General features: G+C 62.5%; 22 protein-coding genes. 11 read left to right on the forward strand and 11 right to left on the reverse strand.

Annotated elements, in window-relative coordinates:
- Positions 1-1,026: 1,026 nt before the first annotated feature.
- Positions 1,027-2,295, forward strand: a complete 1,269-nt coding sequence (locus tag E3O42_RS00450; protein ID WP_134451982.1) for a cation:proton antiporter — start codon at positions 1,027-1,029, stop codon at positions 2,293-2,295.
- A gap of 70 nt (positions 2,296-2,365) precedes the next feature.
- On the opposite strand, the gene E3O42_RS00455 is transcribed toward E3O42_RS00450, so the two are convergent.
- The 5 genes from E3O42_RS00455 to E3O42_RS00475 all read right to left on the reverse strand — a co-directional run bounded on the left by E3O42_RS00455 (position 2,366) and on the right by E3O42_RS00475 (position 7,563).
- Positions 2,366-2,794, reverse strand: coding sequence for a DUF2550 family protein (locus E3O42_RS00455; RefSeq protein WP_166787845.1), 429 nt, complete (start codon positions 2,792-2,794; stop codon positions 2,366-2,368).
- 296 nt (positions 2,795-3,090) lie between these two features.
- On the reverse strand, positions 3,091-4,131 hold the full coding sequence (locus E3O42_RS00460) for a hypothetical protein (protein WP_241984540.1): 1,041 nt from the start codon (positions 4,129-4,131) through the stop codon (positions 3,091-3,093).
- 204 nt (positions 4,132-4,335) lie between these two features.
- Entirely contained in the window at positions 4,336-4,740 is a 405-nt protein-coding gene (locus E3O42_RS00465) for a PLD nuclease N-terminal domain-containing protein (RefSeq protein ID WP_134451984.1), read from the reverse strand.
- Between the two features lie 112 nt (positions 4,741-4,852).
- Positions 4,853-6,337 (reverse strand): cardiolipin synthase, encoded by a 1,485-nt coding sequence (cls, locus tag E3O42_RS00470; protein ID WP_134451985.1) that lies wholly within the window; start codon positions 6,335-6,337, stop codon positions 4,853-4,855.
- Positions 6,337-7,563 carry an AI-2E family transporter gene (locus E3O42_RS00475; RefSeq protein ID WP_134451986.1) on the reverse strand — a complete coding sequence of 409 codons (1,227 nt, stop codon included), beginning with the start codon at positions 7,561-7,563 and terminating at the stop codon, positions 6,337-6,339. Before E3O42_RS00475 ends, cls begins: the two co-directional genes overlap by 1 nt.
- Before the next feature lie 127 nt (positions 7,564-7,690).
- Between E3O42_RS00475 and E3O42_RS00480 the strand changes: the two genes are divergently transcribed.
- A complete protein-coding gene (locus tag E3O42_RS00480) occupies positions 7,691-8,356 on the forward strand; it encodes a GAP family protein (protein WP_134451987.1) in 666 nt (221 codons plus the stop codon).
- 77 nt (positions 8,357-8,433) lie between these two features.
- Here E3O42_RS00480 and E3O42_RS18685 read toward each other — a convergent pair whose 3' ends face one another.
- Positions 8,434-8,568, reverse strand: coding sequence for a hypothetical protein (locus E3O42_RS18685; RefSeq protein ID WP_255454875.1), 135 nt, complete (start codon positions 8,566-8,568; stop codon positions 8,434-8,436).
- On the opposite strand from E3O42_RS18685, the gene E3O42_RS18860 reads away from it, so the two are divergent.
- On the forward strand, positions 8,539-8,631 hold the full coding sequence (locus tag E3O42_RS18860) for a hypothetical protein (protein ID WP_420897844.1): 93 nt from the start codon (positions 8,539-8,541) through the stop codon (positions 8,629-8,631). The two genes, E3O42_RS18685 and E3O42_RS18860, sit on opposite strands and share 30 nt — an antisense overlap.
- 114 nt (positions 8,632-8,745) lie before the next feature.
- Here the strand turns inward: E3O42_RS18860 and E3O42_RS18790 are convergent, their stop codons facing one another.
- Positions 8,746-8,913 (reverse strand): hypothetical protein, encoded by a 168-nt coding sequence (locus E3O42_RS18790; protein ID WP_338144913.1) that lies wholly within the window; start codon positions 8,911-8,913, stop codon positions 8,746-8,748.
- Between E3O42_RS18790 and E3O42_RS18795 the strand changes: the two genes are divergently transcribed.
- The 3 genes from E3O42_RS18795 to E3O42_RS00500 all read left to right on the forward strand — a co-directional run bounded on the left by E3O42_RS18795 (position 8,881) and on the right by E3O42_RS00500 (position 11,555).
- Positions 8,881-8,973, forward strand: a complete 93-nt coding sequence (locus E3O42_RS18795) for an SHOCT domain-containing protein (protein WP_338144911.1) — start codon at positions 8,881-8,883, stop codon at positions 8,971-8,973. The genes E3O42_RS18790 and E3O42_RS18795 overlap by 33 nt on opposite strands.
- A 168-nt stretch (positions 8,974-9,141) precedes the next feature.
- On the forward strand, positions 9,142-9,906 hold the full coding sequence (locus E3O42_RS00495) for an alpha/beta fold hydrolase (protein WP_241984541.1): 765 nt from the start codon (positions 9,142-9,144) through the stop codon (positions 9,904-9,906).
- Positions 9,897-11,555: a SulP family inorganic anion transporter gene (locus tag E3O42_RS00500; RefSeq protein ID WP_134451991.1), complete on the forward strand. Its 1,659-nt coding sequence runs from the start codon at positions 9,897-9,899 to the stop codon at positions 11,553-11,555. The genes E3O42_RS00495 and E3O42_RS00500 overlap by 10 nt, the downstream gene beginning before the upstream one ends.
- A 368-nt stretch (positions 11,556-11,923) precedes the next feature.
- Here E3O42_RS00500 and E3O42_RS18235 read toward each other — a convergent pair whose 3' ends face one another.
- The gene (locus tag E3O42_RS18235; RefSeq protein WP_198414015.1) at positions 11,924-12,502 is read right to left on the reverse strand and encodes an SUMF1/EgtB/PvdO family nonheme iron enzyme; all 579 of its coding nucleotides are present in this window, start codon (positions 12,500-12,502) and stop codon (positions 11,924-11,926) included.
- A gap of 47 nt (positions 12,503-12,549) precedes the next feature.
- Positions 12,550-12,774 (reverse strand): hypothetical protein, encoded by a 225-nt coding sequence (locus E3O42_RS00510; RefSeq protein ID WP_134451992.1) that lies wholly within the window; start codon positions 12,772-12,774, stop codon positions 12,550-12,552.
- Between the two features lie 159 nt (positions 12,775-12,933).
- Here E3O42_RS00510 and E3O42_RS00515 point away from each other — a divergent pair, with 159 nt between their 5' ends.
- The 5 genes from E3O42_RS00515 to E3O42_RS00535 all read left to right on the forward strand — a co-directional run bounded on the left by E3O42_RS00515 (position 12,934) and on the right by E3O42_RS00535 (position 18,697).
- Positions 12,934-15,519, forward strand: a complete 2,586-nt coding sequence (locus tag E3O42_RS00515; RefSeq protein WP_166787846.1) for a winged helix-turn-helix domain-containing protein — start codon at positions 12,934-12,936, stop codon at positions 15,517-15,519.
- A 259-nt stretch (positions 15,520-15,778) separates the two neighbouring features.
- A complete protein-coding gene (locus tag E3O42_RS00520) occupies positions 15,779-16,237 on the forward strand; it encodes a DUF6325 family protein (RefSeq protein ID WP_134451994.1) in 459 nt (152 codons plus the stop codon).
- A gap of 178 nt (positions 16,238-16,415) precedes the next feature.
- Positions 16,416-16,907 (forward strand): hypothetical protein, encoded by a 492-nt coding sequence (locus tag E3O42_RS00525; RefSeq protein WP_241984542.1) that lies wholly within the window; start codon positions 16,416-16,418, stop codon positions 16,905-16,907.
- Between the two features lie 159 nt (positions 16,908-17,066).
- Positions 17,067-17,525 carry a DUF6325 family protein gene (locus E3O42_RS00530; protein WP_134451995.1) on the forward strand — a complete coding sequence of 153 codons (459 nt, stop codon included), beginning with the start codon at positions 17,067-17,069 and terminating at the stop codon, positions 17,523-17,525.
- A 560-nt stretch (positions 17,526-18,085) separates the two neighbouring features.
- Positions 18,086-18,697, forward strand: a complete 612-nt coding sequence (locus E3O42_RS00535) for a hypothetical protein (RefSeq protein WP_198414016.1) — start codon at positions 18,086-18,088, stop codon at positions 18,695-18,697.
- A gap of 351 nt (positions 18,698-19,048) precedes the next feature.
- On the opposite strand, the gene E3O42_RS18865 is transcribed toward E3O42_RS00535, so the two are convergent.
- Both E3O42_RS18865 and E3O42_RS00545 read right to left on the reverse strand, forming a co-directional pair.
- Positions 19,049-19,180, reverse strand: a complete 132-nt coding sequence (locus tag E3O42_RS18865; RefSeq protein WP_420897833.1) for a DUF1622 domain-containing protein — start codon at positions 19,178-19,180, stop codon at positions 19,049-19,051.
- Between the two features lie 135 nt (positions 19,181-19,315).
- The gene (locus E3O42_RS00545) at positions 19,316-21,682 is read right to left on the reverse strand and encodes an arylsulfatase (protein ID WP_134451997.1); all 2,367 of its coding nucleotides are present in this window, start codon (positions 21,680-21,682) and stop codon (positions 19,316-19,318) included.
- Positions 21,683-21,995: the final 313 nt, after the last annotated feature.

The raw sequence follows: 21,995 nt of genomic DNA on the forward strand, positions 1-21,995 counted from the left end.
ACCAGACCGCGGCCCCCGAGTGCACGACCGATCGCCAGCACCGTCCATGGGACCGCCCAAGGCGGTTCACAAGGCCATCATTTACCCATCTAATTCATCTCTATTTGACCCAAAACGATGGCCTACAATTGGAGGCAGCGAACCGCCCGGTTCCCTGTAAACACAAGGGAATCCGCGGGTTTTCGGACACATTCGGCAACGACTAAATTAAGGCCAAAACCTTCAGGGTGCTCAGGGGCGATTTCTTGTTTGGGTGCTTCTCATGGCCTTGTTCGGCCGCGAGTGTTGAGGTGAGAGTGTGCGATCGACGCATTTTTGCGTTTTAGCGCGCGACATATTGTCCTGAAAGCTGGGATTTTGCCCACTCGGGCGGTAGCGCGCCGACCTTCGACGGTCAGGTTTGTAGGGGTGGTCCGCCGGTCTCGTCAGACGTTTCCTGAGGGCGCGATCTCCGTCGAAGAGAAGCAGCGCTGCAACACTGTTCGTTCCCAGCGCCCAAGTTTCGCCGCGGGGCGGCTGTGCTCCTATCAGGTGCGTCGGCTGCTGTGCATTCCGGAATTCAGCTTCCAGCCCAGAGAAGACGCCTGGCGGGCGAACTGCGACAAGCACGCTCGCTATACCGCTGCCAAAGGACACGCGCCCAGGCTGCGAAATGCGGACGTGTTCGAGCAGGCTCTCGCTAGGTGGGCGGCGAAAACACGGATGGCCTACCATTCCGGCACGTTGCCGCCGGACCGGACCGCTGCCCCGACGGGGGTCAGTTTCTGGACCTGGGGCTCCAGTGAAAGGCCGTCCGTCATCGTAGGTCTCTACAGTGCTCCTGGACTTCATAGATCACGGATGACCACGCAGACGCGTCACCCTGCCGGGATGGTTCGTTCCCGGATGAGCTCCCAGCCCGGTGTTCGCTCGCGGGTCATCCCGCCGGGGTGACGTAGGCGGGAGGGCGCGGGCATACATTCAGCAGAAACACGTTTGGCTGACGCGCCAGGACTACCGGAACCATGGCCGTGGAGAGGACAACCCGTGACAGCATCGACGCTCGGCGTGCTGATGCTCCTGATTCTCGGCTGGGCCGTCATCTCGGAACGTCTGGCTCGGTGGAACATCACGGCACCGCTGGTGTTCACCGTGGCCGGTTTCCTAATCGCGAACCCCAGCTGGGGCGCGCTACCCGTCGATGTTGAGGCTCCGCAAGTGCATCTTCTGGCCGAAGTGACGCTCGCCTTGCTCCTGTTTTCCGATGCCGCCCGGGTGGACATGGCCTCACTCCGCCGAAATCTTCGAGTGCCCGGACGGCTACTCGGCATCGGGCTTCCGCTGTCGGTGCTTCTCGGCTCGCTCGCTGCGGCCCTGTTGTTCGATGACTTCACCTGGGCACTCGCGGGATTCATCGGCGCGGCCCTCGCCCCAACCGACGCGGCCCTCAGCGCACAAGTGATCAACGACGCACGGATTCCGCTGCGGGTCCGCCTCGCGCTCAACGTTGAAAGCGGCCTCAATGACGGCATCGTCACCCCGGTAGTCGTGTTCATGCTCTCGGTTGCCGCGGGCCAACTCGGCGCGACCGACAGCGACCACGCCGACACCGTCATCGGGCCTCTGCTCGAGCTGGGCATCGGCATCCTGGTCGGCGCTGTGATCGGGCTGGGCAGCGCCAAGCTCATCGCCCTCGGATCTCGGCGCCGCTGGATGCTTTCCGGTGGTCGGCGACTGGCCGCCTTGACCGTTCCGCTCAGCAGCTTCGCCCTCGCGGTGACGCTCGGCGGCAATGGTTTCATCGCCGCTTTCGTCGCCGGCATCGCCTTCGGCGCCGCGTTGCCGCGTGACATGAGCGACCGAGACAAGGTCGGTGAACTCCCGGAACTGGTCGGGGAGGTGCTCTCATTCGGGGTGTGGTTCATCTTCGGTGCCGCGCTCGTACCAATCGCGTTCGAGTACTCCAGCGGATCGACCCTGGTCTACGCGGCCGTGAGTCTGACCCTTGTGCGTCTTCTCCCCGTCGCACTGGCCCTTCTCGGAGCTCGGCAAGACAAGGCGACAGTGCTGTTCATGGGGTGGTTCGGGCCGCGTGGCTTGGCCTCTGTGGTGTTCGCGCTCCTCGCGGTCGAAGAACTCGGACAATCCGAAATTGTCGGTAAAGCGGTATCGGTTGTGGCGTTCACGGTCTTTCTGAGCGTGATCCTGCACGGGGTGTCGGCCGGCCCGCTCGGCAGTCGTTACGCCGGCCAATACGGCGACAATGTGCAGGCCGACGGAGGCCCTCGAGCACGCCGGCAGATCCATCGCCAATGATCCTCAGGGAAGAGCGCCTCAGGTCGAACGAAACCGGATGGCGGCCGAGAGGTGGGAGATGCTGGTCTGACTACGCACTGCCCATGGTGCCGACGGGCTTGCGGTAAGGACCGAGGAGCTGTTCGCGGGCATCAGCGTTGGCGGCAAGTTCGACCGTTGCCCCACTCGCCCTGACCTGTATGACGACGGGCTCCTCGCCGAGCCGTTTCACCTCATTCGGACGGGCGGGTCGTTCCTGGTTCAAGCCGTCGGCCTCAAGCAGTTCGTTGCGGAAGAGGAAGGGTGCCTTGGTCCACACGAATACGTCGCGGACCCAGCGACCGTACCCGCGACTCCACTTCGGACGCAGACCGTGGATGTCTCCGCCGACTACCCGGATCACGCCACGGAAAGCTCCAGGCTGGCTCATTACCCATCGTCTGCGGGCGAGCACCACCACGAGGAAAGCCAGCAGCACGGCGAGGTCGACGCCGAGAACGACGAGCAGCGCGATTACCATTCTTGACCTCCGCCCGGGGGAGTCGCCCTCCAGCATGTCAAGGCTGACGCGCCACAGCACCGCGCGCGTCACCCACCCTGGATGAAGGACGTGAGTGATCCGGTCAACCATGAGACGTTTAAGAGCGAATTTGCGTGGCGGGCCTGGACGGCACCAAGGAACGTCAACTGTGAGGCTAGTTCTGCCAGGCACCTTCAGACGTCGACGGTGATCCTGCCGGACGACGCCGCGGATGCCAGGGCCGCGTCGTCATACCCCAGGACGATCTCGTTGTCGGGGTGGGTTCCTGCCCGAAATTAGGGTTGCGCGGTCATCAGTACGGGATTTGCCGGCGTTTCCAGCGGCCGTTGCAGCACTTCGAGGAGGCCGATGACCAACGCGGCGATGACCAGAGTCCACATCGTCAGCGCTGGAGTCAACGGCCGTACGAAGAGCACAACCGTGGCGGCAACGACGGCCACTACGACGTTGAGCAACACCCGCTGGGTATACATCCACCGTCCCACTTTCCCCGTGGTCAAACCGCGGCGCTCCGCTGCCAGGCGGATACGACCCGCCCAGTCGCGAGCAAGCCCTCGCAATCGACGCGGCAAAGTGAAGGGTCCAGCCAGCCAGGCCACTACCGCTACGACCAGTGCTAATACGAGCACGGCCACGGATGTTGTGCGAACGTCATCGGAAAGGGTCTCGTAGAGCAAAGAGGCTACGTCCGGCGGGATCGCCGCCGAGCTGACTGACGTGGTGAGCAGAATATTGCCGACGGCGATCGCGGCGACGGTGAGTGCCATTGCCAGGGCAAGCGCCACAGCAGCCCAAATGAGCGCTACCGCGCGTCGGCGCGCGACGATGACACCCGCCGCGAGGAGCAGCAGCGCGATCCACGGTAACCACGCCCCGGCCGCGATGGCGAGTCCGTAGGCCACCTGGATCGACGGCAGTGACTCTGCCTGCGTAACGACGATTGTTCGGTCAATTGCAGGGATTTGGCTGGCCAGCTCAATGCCCTGCGCGAGTAGCGCTGCTTTGAGTGAGATTACGCCGTCGATCGCGTTACTGGTGAGTTGGGGCACGTCGACCTGTTCATTGATCACTGCCAACGTCTGGTCCGTGATGTAACTCTGAATGGCAGGGTCGTCAATGAGGGGAGCGTAGGTGGCGACGAATCGATCTGTGTCGACGAGCGCAATCTTCGCCCAGGAAGCGACCACGGCGACAGGGGCAAGGATCGCCCCAATTACGATCAGCAGTGTCGCCAGCACCGTCCAGCCCGCTCGACGCCGTTTCCGCCCGCCGGTGCTCTCGCGCAGGCCGAGCTCTTCGGATTCGGGGGAGGGCACCGTTTCGGCTCGGAGGCGAAGCCGGGTGTTCTCGATCTCCAGCTCTTCTACCCGTCACAGAAGGGCTTCGTTCGTCGAATCTGACATGAGGTCAAAGTAGCCACGACTACCCCCGGCGACATCATCCCCCCGGCATGACGTGACACAGCCGGGCGCCACCGAGACTCGAGGGCCTCGGTGGCGCCGCAGCCGCTCGGAAGCGGATTAGACGGCTACGGGTGTCGGACGCGCTGACAGCGCCTGGCTCTTCAGCCCGTCGAATTCGCTCTGGTTGATCGTTCCGGCGTCCAGGAGAGCCTTGGCCTTTGCGATGTCATCGGCGGGTGATGAGCTTGCGCCGGCGACATCGCGAATGTACTTGTCTGTCTCTGTCTGCGCCTCGCGTACCGCTTCTCCCTGGCGTTCCCCCATACCGCCTCCACGGGCGATCAGGTAAATCAGCGCGGTGAGGAACGGTACGAAGATGAGGAAGAGCATCCAGGCGGCTTTTGCCCACCCGTTGAGTGAGCGATCGCGCATCACGTCCCCGATGACGGAGAACAGCACCATTAGGTAGGAGATGAACACAAAGGTCCAGAAGAAGTACGCGAAAATGTCCCAGATATTCATGAGTCGACCCGTTCTGTGTTTGGATGCCGGCGGTGTCGCGGCGCACTGACGGTAGCTCCACAGCGCTCCTGCTTACGTCATCCTGTGAGGATGATGCTTCTTGGCTGGAGCGTCACTCCAATGCAGATGTCAGCCGGGCGACACCGTCCAGGGAAGTCGAGGAGAGCGGTTCCCGCGCCCACTCCTCGCGGGTTAACTCGCTGGAGAGCGCTCGGTATTCCTCTTCCACGTCGCGCATCCGCTGCACGAAGACGCGGCCGCGTACCAGGAGCGATATTTCAAGATCCAGGCTGAAGGACCGGATGTCCATGTTGCTGGAACCGATGACCGCGATGTCGTCGTCGATCGACAAATGCTTCGCGTGCAGGATGTACGGCGCCGGGTAACGAAAGATCCGCACACCGGCATCAAGCAGATCCCTGTAATAGGACCGTTGCGCATGGAAGACCGGACCTTGATCGCCGATCTCGGAGACGAAGAGCTGCACGTCGAGCCCGCGTTGGCACGCTGAGGTGATGGCGTACATCATCGCCTCATCGGGAACGAAGTACGGGCTGGTAATAATCGCCCGTTTGGACGCCCCGTACAGCAGGGAAAGGAACAGGCGCAGGTTGTTTTCGGTTTCATAGGAGGGTCCGCTGGGCACCACCTGGCATTCGACCGCATCCGGGGACCAGTCGAATGCTGCATCGCGAATGGGCACATTCGCGGTCGGCGACGCCGGGTCAAGGTGCTCACCGGTCTCGATCAGCCAGTCGGAGTGGAAAATGACGTTCAGGCTTGTCACCACCGGTCCCTCGAGCCGTGTCACCAGCTCTTGCCACTGCAGGCCTCGTTTGAGGTTCTTGGGGGTGTTGTAGCTGCGGTCGATGAGGTTTTGGGAGCCCATGAATCCGACCCGCCCGTCGACCACCACCAGTTTTCGGTGGTTGCGGAGGTCGGGCCGTTGATACTTGCCTTTCAACGGCATCACCGGCAGCATGTAGCTCCACTGCACGCCGATGCGGTCGAGTTCAGCGAAGGTCTCCTTGCTGTGCACTGCCTTGGCGGAAGAGACGTGATCGGCGAGCAGGCGCACCGTCACGCCACGGGCCACGGCAGCCTCCATCGCTCTGAAGAAGCTCTTAGTTGTGTCGTCGAACGACACAATGAAAAACTCCACGTGCACGAACCGTACTGCGGTGTCGATCTCCGTGGCCATGGACTCGATGGTCTGTCGATAGTCACCGAGGAGAGTGGCCGTGTTGCCTCCGACGACCGGGATGCCGCCGAGCAGTTGGTTCTGCCGGGTGACGTTGGTAAACCACTCCGGCCAGCTGTCGCGTTGCGGGGTTAAATCCAGTCCTGCAGCAGCGGCAGCGATGAGAGCTGTGATCCGCTGCTGTTCCGCCCGGCGTCTCTTCGGAAGTTGGGCTGAGCCGATGACGAGGTAGAAAACCACGCCAAGGACCGGGAGAAATACGATGGCCAGAAGCCATGCCATAGCTGCGGTGGGCTTGCGCCGCTTTGGAATGATGATGAGCGCAGTGATGCAGACGGCGACGTGGGCGAGCACCGCGATGATCCACGCGAGGTTTGTGCTGAGTACTGGATTCATCAGTCTGCCTTTACGTCGTCGGTTGGGAGGTCCGGGCTGGTCGGTGGCTTCGCGTGAGCGACACGTCGGTGCCGGCGTTCGCGCTTCGCCTCAGCTGCAGCGGTTCTGGCGAGTGCGCGTGTCACATCGGTTGGGCCCAGTGCGGGCTGCCACCAACGGGCGGCCGGGTCGGCGTCGACCAGAACGGTCTTGGCCAGCAAAGTGAGTGGAATGGCCAGGATGGCCCCAATCGGTCCGATGATTGCCGCCCAGAAAAGCACTGAGAAGAACGTGAGGGTCTGGCTGAGCGAAACAGCCTGGCCCACCAGTCGTGGCTGGATGACTGACTGGATGACTGCATTGACAAGCCCGTAGATGACGATGATCGCGATTGCCGTTGGCCACCCCCCAACCAGGAAGCCGAACACCAACGGCGGGATTATCGCGAAGAAGTAGCCGATGTTGGGGATGAAGCTGCAGAGGAAGGCGAGTAGGCCCCAAAGCAATGCGGCGGGCACCTGCATGAGATACAGGGCAACCGCGTTCAGAGCTCCTTGCACCAGCCCCAGTGCGGCGGTGACCACCATGTAGTGGCGCACGTTGGACGCATACCGGCCGACGGCGACGACGAGATGGGGCTCGTGGGTGCCCAACTGGCCGAGGATAGTTCGAGAGTAGACGGCGTCGGCGGCCATCAGGATCATCATCGTCAGAATGATGACCAGGGCGCCGGTGATGCCCAGGACACTGCCGAGGGCTCCTCTCACGGCGGCTGCGATACTGGCGGGATTGAGGCTGGCTAAAACCGATTGGATCTCGGCAGGTGCAACGCCTAGGTCGCTGAGCCAGGCCGCGATCTGCTCGCCGATCGCCGCGAACTCCGCGGAGTAACTGGGCAGCATCGCGACGAACTGCGCGAACGCGATCAGGATCGTGTAGGTGAAGCCGGCGAGGAATCCGAAGACGACAAGGATGACTGAACCTGTCGCGATCCCACCCGGCACACCCTTTTTCAACAGGAGAGTGCGGACCGGATTTGCGCAGATCACCAGAACAAGCGTCAGAAGGGTCGGTGCGAGGATGCCGCGCAGCGCGCTGATCCCTATGGCGGTAACCGTGGCTGCCGCCAGAGCAACCAGGACCGTGGTTCCACGCCGAACGGCCGGGCCGCGACCTGCGGCGCTGGCCGTCGGCTCGTCGGGGGCATCCGGTGCGTCCGCCCCGGGCAACGCGGTACTCATCGCCATCCACGAATCATGGCCCCACGCTATGGCGATGCCCTGCCTCTCACATCATCCCTGGGGAATGACGTGAGACGCCGGCGTGAGCACTACCGTCGACGCATGTTGACCAGCGATCCGCGAGGGGAAAGTCATGTGGGCTGCATTGGGCCAAGTTCTTCCCATCGCAGTTGCTGCCGCGCTAAGTTCCGTGCCGATCCTTGTCACCATTTCCATCCTCCTCTCACCCAACAGGCGAAGGAGCGGCCCGGCCTTTTTGATCGGCTGGGTCGTCGGGATCGCTCTGGCTGTGGTGGTGTTCACCGCGCTTGCCTACGTGATCCCCGCAGTTCCGCCCAGGAAATCCCAGGTGGCGATCGGGGTCTCACTAATCGTTGTCGGCCTTGCCTTGATTGTCTTCGCAATAGTGGTCTGGAGGCGAGCGGCCAAGCCCGATCCTGCCGGGGTACCGAAATGGCTTTCAGCTGCCGGGTCGCTCGGCGCCTGGCAGGCTTTCGGCCTCGCCCTGGCACTGAATTTCCGGCCCAAGGGACTGCTCCTCAGCGCAGCAGCCGGACTCTCGCTTCGGGCACAGGACCTGACTCTCGGTCAGTTCACGGTGGTGGTCTTGATATTCACCGCCATCTCAGCCTCGACGGTAGCGGTGCCGGTGATAGCCAACATGACCCGCCCGGCGACAACCGAAAGATGGCTGATCGACGCACGGGAGTGGGTCACCCAGAACAATCGCATTGTCAGCGTGTTGATCATGCTCCTGATCGGAGCGGTCGTCGTCGGGAGCGGGCTGGCGCATCTCTGAACGCGCTCACAATCCCATAAGAAAGGACAACGTCATGCGGAACAAGACCAGGTGCAGGGGACCTCACCGTGCTGGAACTAGACGAGGTGCCCAAGCAGTACGGGCTGAACGAGTTCGAGCCTGGTGCATCCGCCGCGGTCCTGGCCGTCGAGCACGGGTGTGCCCGTGACTTCGGCGAAGCGCTGTACCGCGCCGGAGGGCAGGTCCTGCACACGGAACGAGTTCCAGCACCTGTCGTGAACGAACTCCTCGCTTCTATGAACGCCTCGGCGTGACAACAACCATCTCAGAATGACGATTAAAGGAGAGCGAAAATGCTAGGTCGAAGAATGCGGCGGCGCCGTTTGCTGCGCACGGTGGCGACGACGGCGGTCGTGGCGGGTACAGCGTCAGCGGTTTCCGGTGGGATTCAGTCGGCAGCCTATGAGGAACAACACCAGCAGGAACAGATAGACATGGGTGCCCAGCAAGCCGTCGCCGCGCAGCAGGCCGCCGCTCCGGCACCACATGCGGTTCCGGACCTGGTGGCGCAGATCCAACAACTCGCTGCGCTCCACGGTCAAGGAATCCTCTCGGACGATGAGTTCGCTGCGGCGAAAGCCAAACTGCTTCCCTGACCGATCGGAGTCGATATGACGACCAACTTGCCAGACCCACCCGGATCCCACCGTCGGGGACGCCGGCTGCCCAGACGGGCGTCCTCGGCGTTGGCGGAACGTTGGACGAGGGTCGACGGAGTCGACGTCTTCTACCGGGAATCACCCTCCCCGCCGGATGCGCCCGTCATGATGCACGTACACGGTTTCGGCCTTTCAGGCCGGTACTTGCTTCCCACGGCAGAACGACTCCATGACGAGTTCCACACCTTGGTTCCTGATCTGCCAGGATTCGGTCGCAGCGGGAAGCCGATCAACCCCCTCGACGTGCCCGATCTCGCTCACGCGGCCGCCAGGTTCCTCGACGATCGTCACATCTCGTCGGCCACTCTCGTGGGCAATTCAATGGGCTGCCCGGTCATCTGCGAGTTCGCGTACCACTATCCCGAGCGCCTGGACCGGGCGGTACTTGTCTCGCCGGCCGGGGGAGTCCACAACCAGCCGTTACGACGTGCCATGCGGCAACTCGCTCGCGACGGCACCCGCGAGCCCGTCGGAATGATGCGAGTGGCCGCCCCGGATTACCTGAGATTCGGTGTCCCCAGCACCGTCAGGATGTTTCGGGCCCTCACCCGTTACCCGTCGCTCGATCGATTGCTGGCCTTGAAAATCCCGACCCTGGTGGTCCTCGGTGACCAAGATCCGCTGATGCCGAGCCCTGCCCGGGTTCGCGAGGTCGCAAGCCGCACGGACAACCACGTCCTTGTGGTGATCATCGAAGGGGCGGCGCACGCAATCAATTTCAGCAACCCCGGCGAACTGGCTCATATCATCCGCCAGTTCATGGCCGATCAACCGATTCTTGACGATCCGGACGAGCCTGGGCACTCCCGCTGCTACGAGATCCACCGTGGAACGCTCCACCCCCAACAAAACCCACGACCATGGCAATAGTTGCAGGCCTGACAGCCCAAACCGCCCTAAGGGAGGTTGTCGCGGGAGTCACACTGATCGCTATCGCTGTGCCGCTCAACATCGGATACGCCCAGATCGCGGGTCTTCCGCCGACGGCAGGCCTGTACGCCCTCATCGTTCCGGCGGTGCTGTACACGCTGCTGGTGTCCTCTCGCCAACTCGTCGCATCCCCGGATGCCGCGGCGGCCGCCCTTGTCGCCTCGTCGGTAGGCGGGCTCGCCGTGGCCGGCAGCGAGGACTACGCCACCATGGCGTTCGCGCAGGCCATCATCGGCGGTGTCCTGTTCCTCCTCGCTTCGCTGTTCAAACTTGGATTCCTCGCGAACTTCCTGTCGAAGCCGATCCTCATCGGCTTCGTCGGTGGCCTCGCGCTCGACATCCTGGTCAGTCAGCTGGCGAAGATGCTCGGCATCAAGATCGATTCCGGCGGCGAATTCGTCGACAAGGTCGTCGGCATCGTGACTGGGCTGGGCACTATGAATCTCTGGTCAGTGCTGATCTCTGCCGTCGCCATAGCGGTGTTGCTGCTGGGCCGCCGATTCGCGCGGGCAGTGCCGTGGGCCCTGGTCGTCCTCATCGCCGCGACCGTTCTGGTGGTCACGACCGGACTACAAGAACACGGGGTCGCCGTACTCGGCCCCGTCGAGGCCGGGCCACCGAGGCTTTCTTGGCCGATACTCGACTTGAGCGCATGGTTCGCCCTGGTGCCTCCGGCGATAGCACTCACCGCGGTCACGATGGGCGAGGGCCTTCTCGTCGCTCGCAGCTACGGGGAGAAGAACGGGTACGCCACCAAGCCCAACCGTGACCTTCTCGCGTTCGGTGTGGCGAACGTCGCCTCCGGCGCAACCGGGGGATTCACGCTCGGCTCGTCGACATCGCGAACCGCGGCCATGGACCAGGCCGGGTCTCGAACGCAGCTGCCCACGCTCGTCGTCGCGGCTGGCACCCTGCTGCTGCTGCTGTTCGGAACCGCGCTCCTGGAGCCCATACCCTCTCCCGCCATCGGCGCGATCGTCGGGGTTGCGGTCCTGCCGCTCCTCGGCATCGGCGAATTCCGGAAGCTGTGGAGGCAGGATCGTTTCGAATTCGCCGTCGGCGCAGCCTGCTTTCTCGTGACGCTGTTCATCGGAGCGATCCCTGGCATAGTCGTCGCGTTCGTGCTAGCTCTGATCAACCTCGTTCGACGCGCATCTGCGCCGGCCATCGATGTCCTCGCGGCCGATGACAACCCCCGCAGCTCCCTCCTGGCCTCAGCAGCGGACGGCACCACCACCGCACCGGGTGTCCTCGTCATCCGACTGGCCGCGCCACTCTTTTTCGCCAATGGAACAGTGTTCTCTGACGCCGTCACCAGGGCGGTGACCGGTGCACGCACGAGCGGCTCCGGCGTGCGTCAAATCGTTCTCGACCTTGAAGCAGTGACCGACGTCGACGTCACCGGGGCCGAAGCGTTCAGCGTTCTGAAGAAATGGCTACACGCGCAAGGAGTCACCCTCGCGTTCAGCCGGGGCCGACCCCCTCTGCTGAAGCGGATGCGTCACCTCGGCCTACTCGATGACGAAACCGTCTACCCCACCAATCGCGCAGCGATCGCCGCACTCACCTCATCATTCGACGCGTCATAGTCACCGAACGATTTCACGTCAGGGCGTAGCACGCAGCGGAATCCAAGGTGAGATGTGGCGGTATCGATGTGTTGTGGCATCCGCGCCGCGGGTCGCTAGCGTTGACAGTAGTTGGGTGAGCACAGGTGAGAGCCGCCCTTCATCACCTTTCGCGGAATGGACAAGCCCTCTGCTGAGTCAACGCTATTCTCGGCGCTTCCGCAGCGCGGATTGTTCATGCTGCAGCAGGCGTGCGCCATCGCCTCGTGGCGTCCGAATCAGTCGGCGGTCCATTCCCAGACGTTACCGATCATGTCTTACAACCCGTAGCCGTTGGGTGGGAACGAGCCGTGAGGGGCTGTTCCTTCGAAGCCGTCGTCCATCGTGTTCTAGATCGGGAACCCACCCTGCCACGTGTTCGCCATCGACGTCCCGCCAGGGGATAGTTCAGCGCCCCACGCGTGCTCGGCGCCCTCCAGGCCACCTCGGGCCGCAAATTCCCACTCGGCCTCAGTCGGAAGAACCTTACCGGCCCACGTGGCGTAAGCCTCGACGTCCTCCCAAGCGACGTGCACCAACGGATGGCTTTCGATACCGGCGATTGAACTGTCTGGTCCATGGGGGTGGCGCCACTGGGCGCCCGGCACGTAGGACCACCAGTTGTAGGAGTTACCGAGACTCACTCGGTGCGTCGGTTTGATGAAGACGGACGACCCAGGGTCGAGCATGTCCTCCGACGCGCCCGGGTAGTCCGCAAGATTGGGGCGGCGCTCGGCGACGGTGACGTAGCCCGTGCTGGCGACGAAAGAGGAGAAAAGGTCGCCGCCAGGTATCCACATCATCCCCGGGGGAGCGACCGTAGACATGGCTGCTCTGATCGATTCGGTGTTCCCCGCGCCCACTGATCCGTGGTGCAAGGCGCCGACGTCGGCGGTCATGATCAGATGCACATTTGTGCCGGTGATCATGAATTTCCCATCTGCGGTAACGCTTCGCGCCGCTATTTGCCGTGCCCTCAATCGGACATTGAGACGTCTGGTATCCGGTTTACAGAGACCAACTCGATGGTCAGGTCAGCCATAAGTTCGAGCAGACCATTCAAGCGCGCCTGATCGTCGACCCATCCCACTAGATAGGTTCTGCCGCTGTCAATCCTGCTCACCGTGAAGCCGTCGAAGGCAGCGACGAGAGCAGGACTCAGCACCGTAGAGACCACAAGCTCGAAGGTTCCGGCACGCACGATTTGCCTTCCTTAGCGCATCGTCTGCGATGCTCTAGCTCACATGCTGCTTCATGGCACCGCAGCGGTCGTCATCCCCGAAGGATGATTGCCCCGCCTGCTCCTAGCCGCCGTCGGCACGGCGTGCAAAAGTGGGCACTCCGTGGAGGGAGACCCAGAATGGATTCGAGCCGCTTTGTTCCCGCGCATGCAGTAGACCGACCGGATCTTCGTCGCGAGCTGGATGTCTCACTTGTGCGGACCCTGACGGTCCTCGTTGCCGGCGCGGGCGCCGGAAAGTCCGTACTGCTGACACAGTGGGCGGATTCCCATCCTGAAGTTCGCTTGGTTTGGATTGACCTCGAAGTTGATGACGCCGACTTTGGCCATTTTCTCCAGCACTTCCTCAGTGCCCTCGAGGACGTTGCCCCGGGGATAGCTGGAATCGCATCACCGGAGACCCTGTCTCGGGTCGGCATCACCGACTCGCTGGCCGACGCGATCGTCGACCAGCTGCGCGCCGCAGGTGAATTCACTGTGATCTTCGACGACATCCACCACCTCGCTGATGCGGGAAACGTGCTCGACGTGGCCGGACTGATCGGGAAATTTCCCAGCAATGTTCACGTCATTACGTCAAGCCGTGTCGATCTTCCGCTTCCACGTAGCCGCGCACGTCTGCGCAACGAGGTGCACGAGATCCGGCAAGCTCAGTTGGCATTCACGGTGGAACAGACGGCTGAACTCCTGCGCCGCGTCACCAAGCTCGACCTGGATGGCGCCAGCATCAGGGCGTTGGTCGAGCGAACAGAAGGCTGGCCGGCGGGATTGCTCCTCGCCGCAGTCACGCTCCGGACCCATCCAGAACCGAGTACCTTCATTGCGGAGTTCAGCGGATCAGACCGACTTGTGGCCGAATATCTCAGCAACGAGGTTCTCGCCACACTCAGCGACGAAGACCGCAACGGCGCGCTCGAGTTGTCGATCCTGGACAGGATGAGCCTGCCGTTGGTCGCCGAGGTATCGTCCGCACCAGCGCTCCTGGCACTCCTGGCCCGCTTGCAACGAGACTCACGGTTTGTGATCCCGCTCGACGATCATCAGGAATGGTTTCGTTTTCACCACCTGTTTCGTGATCTCCTTCGCGTTCGTGCCCGCTCAGAAAATGCCGCGGCTGAAAATCGGATTCTGACAGAAGCAGCCGAGTGGCATCTCCGACAGGGTGACTCCGCCACCGCCATCGAGTACCTCCTTCGCGCAGGCAGATGGGAACGCGCGGCCCAGTCAATCCTTGCTCACGGCTCCAGCGTGTTCGAGCAAGGCGAGATGGCAAAGCTCATTGGCTGGATCCGCCGCATACCGCAAAGCTTCCGGGCCGACAGCGTCGACTTACTGCTCCTCCACGGCATCCTCACCGGCATGGACGGCCATGCCGCCGATTCGGAGAACCTGCTTCGTACCGCTGCCAGCCACCCCAAGGCGACTCTCGGTCAATCGGCCTGCGCCCTGAGTTTTCTGGCCGACCTGGCACAATGGCGGCCACATCCCCAAGCATCCATCGACTGCGCAGAGCGAGCTTTGGACGCGCTTGACCGGCTCGGAGACGGCCCTACCCCTCACCTCCTGCAACTCACCGACACACACTCACTCACAGCAGTGGCGTTGATCGCTGGAGGCCGTGCACATTTCCTGGCCGGCAACTTTGAGCAGGCCCGGGACTGGCTCGAGCGTGGACTCTCCAGTCAGGGCGCCCGCTATTCGGTGTGGCGGATCAGCGCCCTGGGCTCGCTAGCGCTCGCTGAGGCCTGGTGCGGAGAAACGCTCCGCGCTATCGAATGCGCTGACGAGGCCCTCGCCGTCGCCGAAACCACGGAAATGTACGTCCATCCAGCAACCGCAGATGCGTTCCTCGCCCGTGCCCTAATTGCCTTCGATGCCGGTGACGCGGACCAATCGGAGTTCGAGCTACAGGAAGCCCGGGCACGTGTGGAAGCGAACGAGCGCCTGCAATTGCTCTGGGTCGCGCATGGCCTATCGGTTCGACTTCGGTTCGCGCAGTCGCACCCGCACATCCAGGCTCCACCACCGGGGGTTCCCCCGCCGGTCGTGGCGGACCTGCTGTTGGCTGTGCGGGCACGAGAGCTGCGTCTCGACGGCTCCCCGGGCGCAGCGGTCCGAACCCTGTCCGAACGGCCAAGCCACTCCAGTTCGGTGCTGTTCGAGCTGGGTGCTGCCAAGCTTTCATTGGGTCACTCGAGTGAGGCCCGCGAGGTCCAACAGTCGCTGGCCCAATTGCCTGATGCCGACGACCCACTACCGAGAATCCGTAGGTTGCTCCTCGGCGCGTGGCTCTCAACGACCTCCGGCCGCACGGCGCAAACCGATTCGCTCGTATTTCAGGCGCTGAGTGTGGCCGACCAATACAACTTGATTTCCGTGTTCAGCGACAGCGGCCCTGAGATCACCACTCGCATCGCCGCTCTCGGCGCCCCCTCGCTCCCTGCAATCGCCGGGACCGTGCTTCGTCAGGCAGCGGGCAGAACTCATACTTCAGCCAACAGTATGCCGACTGATCCGCTTACCGAGCGCGAAATGGAGGTGCTGGTCCTTCTGCCGACCCGTTTCTCGAATAGAGAACTCGCCGCCCGCTACTTCGTCTCGGTCAACACGATCAAGAGTCACATGTCGCACATCTATCGCAAGTTGGATGTCACGAATCGGAACGCGGCGATCAAGCGCGCCAATGAGCTGGGACTGCTCGAATAGCCAGCACGCCCAAATTCGCTCCAACGAACCGTGTTTCCTCACGCTGGCCAGCTCATCCCGCGAGGGTGATGTCATTGTGTTCTGGCAGGAATACCTTCAGCGAAGACAGATCGGGAAAGGTCCTCATGAATGCGTCGGATTCTGCAGCGAGTGATTCGCTGCCCACTCAACCAATCGACATCGGCGATTTGATCGTGCAGACCTCGCCGAGCGGCATTGGGCAGCCGACGATAAAGAATTTCACAGCTGGAGGGAAGAAATGACGGATACCGACCCCACAGTGGTGGGCCCGATCGATTTCATCATCGTCGAATTCCCGGCAGGGGAATCAAACTTCAACGGCGAGATGATTGACGAACTCGGGGAACTGATGGACGCGAACACCATCCGACTTATAGACGCGATAATTCTGGTCAAGGACGCCGCCGGAGTCGTCGAAGCGCTTGAACTCAGCGAGGTCGATGCAGATGGGCCCCTCGCGGAGCTCGAGAGCGAGCTTCGCGATTTCCTCGGAGAAGACGACCTCGGCAACCTGTCGGCAGCCATGGACCCCGGTACCGTTGCCGGCGTCCTCGTTTACGAGAACGTGTGGGCTGGCCCGTTCGCCGCGGCTGCTCGGCGTGCAGGCGGCACGCTTGTCGCAGACGGACGGATTCATACCCAAGACCTTGCAGCGGCAATCGACGCTGAACGCGAACTCGAGAACTTAGGAGCATGAGATGAGACCAGGACGAGTAGGACGAGTTGGAGTAATTCGAGCCCCTATCGCCAAGGCAGCGGTTGTGACTCGTGCCGTCACGCCCGGACCTGCACCCGTGGCCAAGACCGCGGTCGTGGCCGCAGCCGTCACTCCACGACGACGCAGGATCTAGAGCACTAGAGCAAGAGGCCACACCATGAGCGCTGCAGAGCGAACTTTGAGCACCGAAGACAAATCCGGATGGACCGGGTTCGCCGCATTCATGATCCTGATCAACGGAATGTTCGGAGTCATGCAAGGCGTCGGCGCGATCTTCGCCTCCTTCGTGTGGATGTTCTGGTTCTATGTCACCGTCTCCTGCATCTGGGTTTTCATCACCGTCATCATGGACGTCTTCCGCTCCTCGGATCTTGGCGGCGGGGCCAAGGTCCTGTGGGTTTTGCTCCTGGTCCTTTTGCCGTTCCTGGGCACGTTCATCAATCTGATCGCTCGGGGAAAGAAAATGTCGCGACGGCAGGCTGACCAGGCGCAACAGGCTCAGGGGGACACGAACAGCTACCTTCGCGAAGATGCCGGTACTTCTTCGCCCGGCGCCGAAATCGAATCCGCGAAACGCCTTCTGGACTCGGGCGCCATTTCTCAGTCCGAGTTCGACACGCTCATAACTCGCGCTCTCATTCCGGCGTGATCGCAGAACGTGGGGTCCACCGTCGCGGGTCCGTTGGGTCCGTTGGGCGCTGTGGTGAATGCAATCGCGCAGAACAGGCGGTGAGGCACCGAGCACGGGACCGGACGTGGAGTACCTGAAGCGCATTTTCTGATTGACAAACACGAGGACGGACACAACATGAGTGAGTACGAACTATCGGAACTAGGACCCGTTGACTACCTCGTCATCGAATTTCCGGCGGGTCATCAAAATTTCCGTGGCGAGATCGCTGAAGAACTTCTCCGGCTGGCCGAGGCCGGTACGATTCGGGTGATCGATGCCATCATTCTGACCAAAGACGAGGACGGTAATGTCGACGCCAGCGAGCTGGCCGATGCTGGCGATCTCGGTGAGCTTGTGAAACTCGAAGCCGAGCTGGCGGAATTACTGGCCGCCGAAGACGTCGAGAAGCTCGCGAACGCCATGGACCCCGGCAGTGTCGCGGGAGTGCTCGTCTATGAGAACGTGTGGGCGGGGCCGTTCGCGTCCGCTACACGACGAGCCGGCGGTCAACTTATCGCCAATGGCCGCATCCCCATCCAAGCGATCATCGCCTCGCTCGAGGCGGATGAGGCACTCGAGACGACAGGAGCATGAGATGCCACTCAGAGCGGCACGAGTTGGACGGGTCGGCGTCGTGGGCGCCCCCGTCGCCAAAGCAGCCGTCGTAACGGCGGCGGTCCGCCCAGGACCATCCCCGATCGCAAAGGCCGCAGTCGTCGGGGCCGCCATCACCCCTGGACGGCGGCGCCGCATCTAGTTGAGACGTCGGACTCGGCAAGCCTTGGAGACAGAAGCACCACAGCGTTCTCAGCCATAATGCCTGACGTTGATGGGTGCCGGTCGATTCGGAAGCCACCGATCACAAATGAATTGGAGGTCAGGATGCGCAGCGCGATGCTCCTACTGCTCGGAGTCGACCTCATTGTGTGCCTCGCGCGACTTCGCTCAAAGCGCGGCCGCCGGTATGGCCGGTGGCTCCGCGATGTGCTCGTCCTTCCTGTCTCCACGACCACCCGGCACCTCATCGACGACGTGGGGATGCCACGGCGGTACGCCCAGAGGGCAATCGGCACAGAGGTGTTCCTGTGTCCGAGCTAAGCAGCTCCAGCGTCAGACGGCCCGTCGATTCTCCCCGCGCGGCAGCAGTAGCAGGGGTGCTTTTTGCCCTGCTATTCACCGCTGCCCTTGCCTTGATCCGCTCCGCCTTGCCCGCCGACATCGAGGCCAACGTCAATTTTCTGGATGACGGCGCGACGACACGAATAAGCCTAGGACTTGCGCTTATGCCGTTCGCGGGAATCGCCTTCTTGTGGTTTATGGGCGTCGTCCGAGACCGGTTCAAAGAGACCGAAGATCAGCTCTTCTCCTTCGTGTTCATCGGCAGCGGCCTGCTCTTTGTTGCGATGATCTTCGTTTCCGCGGCCATCGCCGGTGGTATCGTCGCCACGATCCCGCTGGTCACCGATGAAGGCGGGGGCACGGAGGTGACGACTTTCGGCCGCGCGATGATGCTGCAGGTGAGCAATATCTACGCGCTCAGGATGGCGGGAGTGCTTCTGATCTCCCTTGGAACGATGTGGCTGCGCACCGGTGTGATGCCTCGATGGATCGCAGCAACCACCTATGGGGTCGCAATTGTGCTGCTGTTCGTAACCAGCCTCAGCTGGTGGGTAAGCCTCATTTTCCCTGCGTGGGTGCTCGGAGTAAGCATCCTCATTCTCGTTCTCAACTTCCGGCGGCCGTCGGCCCCGGCTGCGCAGCAATGACGTGAACTACGGCGGGACTGGGGTAGCAGAGTCTCCAGGCCGAAGTTTGTCCGCAAGTTGGGCCGCCAGCGTGGCGCCGGCATACGCGAGGCGGGGAGCTCGTATCTCGAGTCCTAAGTCGCGCACCGTTGACGGCCGCAGAGTAACCTTGAGCCTCGCTCGACACGTGGCACACACAACGTGACTCGAGCCTCTTCGCAGTGACGGCACGCGTAGCGCCGCGTCAGACTCACCGAGGCCTCTAGCTTGCGTCGCGCGGTGGCAGTCGGCGTGCCGAATGAGGCCCTGTGGGCGGTTTCCACCTCGAGCATCCAACTGAGCTAGGTGCGGGTCAGCACGACGAGGCCGAGGTCAGTGAGGCGCTTCGAGGGACGGATTGATCGCGACCGTCTTGATAAAATCGGCGGCGACGAGTAGGCCCATGACGATGGCGCGCCCAAGCGCGCTACGGTATCTGGTGTAGATCAAACTCTTCCTCCGCAACTTGCGGATGGTCGCATGATCGAAAACCTCACCGGCCGCCTCAAGTTCAATCTCACAGCGCTTCCCTCACTGCTTGCGAACCACCAGATCGTCAGGCCGACCTGGTCCGTCGTGGGCTAGTTGTGAGCGGAGCAGCTATTGCCTGGCCATGGCGATGCGGAGCCGTTCGTCGGGGTCGATGAAGTGGTCGTGATCGTCGTCGCCGAGGTCGATCTGCACCCAGTTGATTTTGCCCGTGAACCGGCTGGTCTTCGTGGTGTAGTCGGTACTGACCGCCGTGCCGGCTTCGTAGCCGACGTCGGTCGTCTCGTCGGCGGAGAAGATCATCGCCTGGGTGGCACCGACACGTCCAGTTCCGACTGCTTCTCCGTCATAGTAGAGAGTGACGTTGCCGCCCTTTGCAAGGCCGCCACCGTCGTATGCGAACTCCATCCGCACTTGATGCTTCCCCGCCGGGATTGGTTGCTCGGCTTCCGTTGGGAACGACTGGATGCCCAGCACGTTGTAGACGAACTTGGCCTTGCCGCCGGAGGCAAAAAGGCTCCACCCTCCGAAGCGACCGCCCTGGGCGATGATTACGCCCTCGACACCGGTCTCCGGGACCTCGATTTCAGTGGTGATCGAGAAGGACTTGTTCTTGATGTTGACGACGCTGTTTTCCGAAAGCCGCCCCATGCCGGGAAACAGCAGCTGGCTGTTTCCGCGTATTAAGCTCGGGCGCCCGGCGACGTCCGGATTCAATCGCTCAGCGCCCCGGTCGTCGATTGGCAGAACGTTGTACTTCACGGCTTCGATCAACCAGAGCCGCTGCAATTCGTGCAGCTTGTCTGGATGCTCGGCGGAGAGATCTCGTGCCTGACTGAAGTCGGTGCTGCCGTCGTAGAGTTCCCATACGTCGTCATCAAACGCTGGTAGGAGCCCGCCCACCATGACCCACGGTGTGCGGTGTTTGGTAACCGCACTCCAACCTTTGTGATAAATGCCGCGGTTGCCGAACATTTCGAAGTACTGCAGATCGTGTCGTTCGGGGGTATCGGGTTGATCGAACGAGTAGAGCATGCTCGTGCCCTCGATTGGGGCCTGTTGGACGCCGTTGACCATCGTGGGCTCCGGCAGGCCAGCCGCTTCCAGGATCGTGGGAGCGATATCGATGACATGGGAGAACTGGCTGCGTATCCCGCCGCGTTCCGCGATTCCCTTCGGCCAGTGCACGACGGTGCCGTTGCGCGTGCCGCCCCAATGCGAAGCGACCTGCTTGGTCCACTGGAGCGGGGCGTCCATCGCCCAGGCCCAGCCCACGGCGTAGTGATTGTACGAGCTCGGCGAGCCGAGCTCGTCCATCTTCGACGCCATGAACTCGGGCGTCTCGAGCGCCGCCATGCCGTTGAAGTTCGCCAATTCGTTGAACGCACCGTTCAGCGTGCCCTCGCCGGACGCGCCGTTATCGCCGACGATGTAGTAGATAAGTGTGTTCTCGAGGATCCCGAGGTCATCGATTGCGTCGATAATCCGGCCGACGTGGTGGTCGGTGTGCTCCATGAATCCCGCGTAGACCTCCATCTCCCGCTCGAGCACTGGTTTTAACGTCGCCGGCATCTCGTCCCACGCAGGAATCTCGGCGTGCCGGGGGGTCAGCAAAGTGTCAGCCGGGATCACTCCGAGTTTCTTCTGCCTAGCGAAGGTCTTCTCTCGTTGGGCATCCCACCCGTCGGCGAACTTTCCCTGATACTTGTCGGCCCACTCCTTCGGAACGTGATGCGGGGCATGTGTCGCGCCTGGGGCGAAATAGACGAAAAAAGGCTTCTCCGGCATCAGCGCCTTCTGAGTGCGGACCCAGCCGATCGCGCGGTCAGCCAAGTCCTCGGTCAGATGATAGCCCTCGTCCGCGGTCGCAGGCGGTTCGACGGGTGTCGTCCCTTCATACAAAGACGGATCCCACTGATTGTTCTCACCGCCGATGAAGCCATAGAAGGTCTCGAAGCCGCCGCCAACCGACGGCCATGCGTCGAAGGGACCCATCGGAGAAGACTGCCACACCGGAACCTCATGGCACTTGCCGAACTGCGCCGTAGAGTAGCCGTTGAGCTTGAGGGTCATTGCGAGGGGCGCTTTGGTGTTCGGGCGCAGCGAGCTGTTGCCCGGTGCTGAGGTCGCCGTCTCGGTAATGCTTCCCATTCCCACGGAGTGGTGATTGCGGCCGCTGAGTAGCGCGGCCCGGGTGGGCGCGCACAGCGCCGTCGTGTGAAAACGGTTGTACTTCAGGCCGCCTGCGGCGAGCTTTTCAAGGTTTGGTGTGGCGCAGGGGCCGCCGAACGCGCTCGCTGCCCCGAAACCGGCGTCGTCGAGCAGAATGACAAGCACGTTCGGCGCGCCCTCTGGCGGCAGCAGCGGCTCGATCGGCGGATACGAGGTATTCGGATCCTTAGCGTCGTAGGTGGTCAGCCCCGGCGTGGGCCGGTCCGGGATGGGAAGCATCGCGCGGGAGTGGCGGTCAGGAGCCATGGTTGTGCCTCTTCCTCGAAGGTCGTCGCGCTCACGTTAACCCCGGTGAGGGCCCACGCCATCACCCTGCAGGGGTGACCCGGGACCCGCCCTCAGCGCCGATCACGGTGCTGCTCATCCGCTCGTGGGTGCTTGCATAACTCAACCCTGAGAACCGATAGTGCTCAAGTGCACAGTTGGGTGGCGCGGGGTTAGTTCGAGCTGGGCGGGATTTGATCCACCGTGATGCTCAGATTGACGGGCTGCAGCGATCCCCGCGGGGACGCGCTCGATGATGAGTTCCCGTTCGTCTTCACCGAGAGTGTGGCCCTGA

Source organism: Cryobacterium adonitolivorans (genome assembly GCF_004402695.1).
Lineage (GTDB): Bacteria > Actinomycetota > Actinomycetes > Actinomycetales > Microbacteriaceae > Cryobacterium > Cryobacterium adonitolivorans.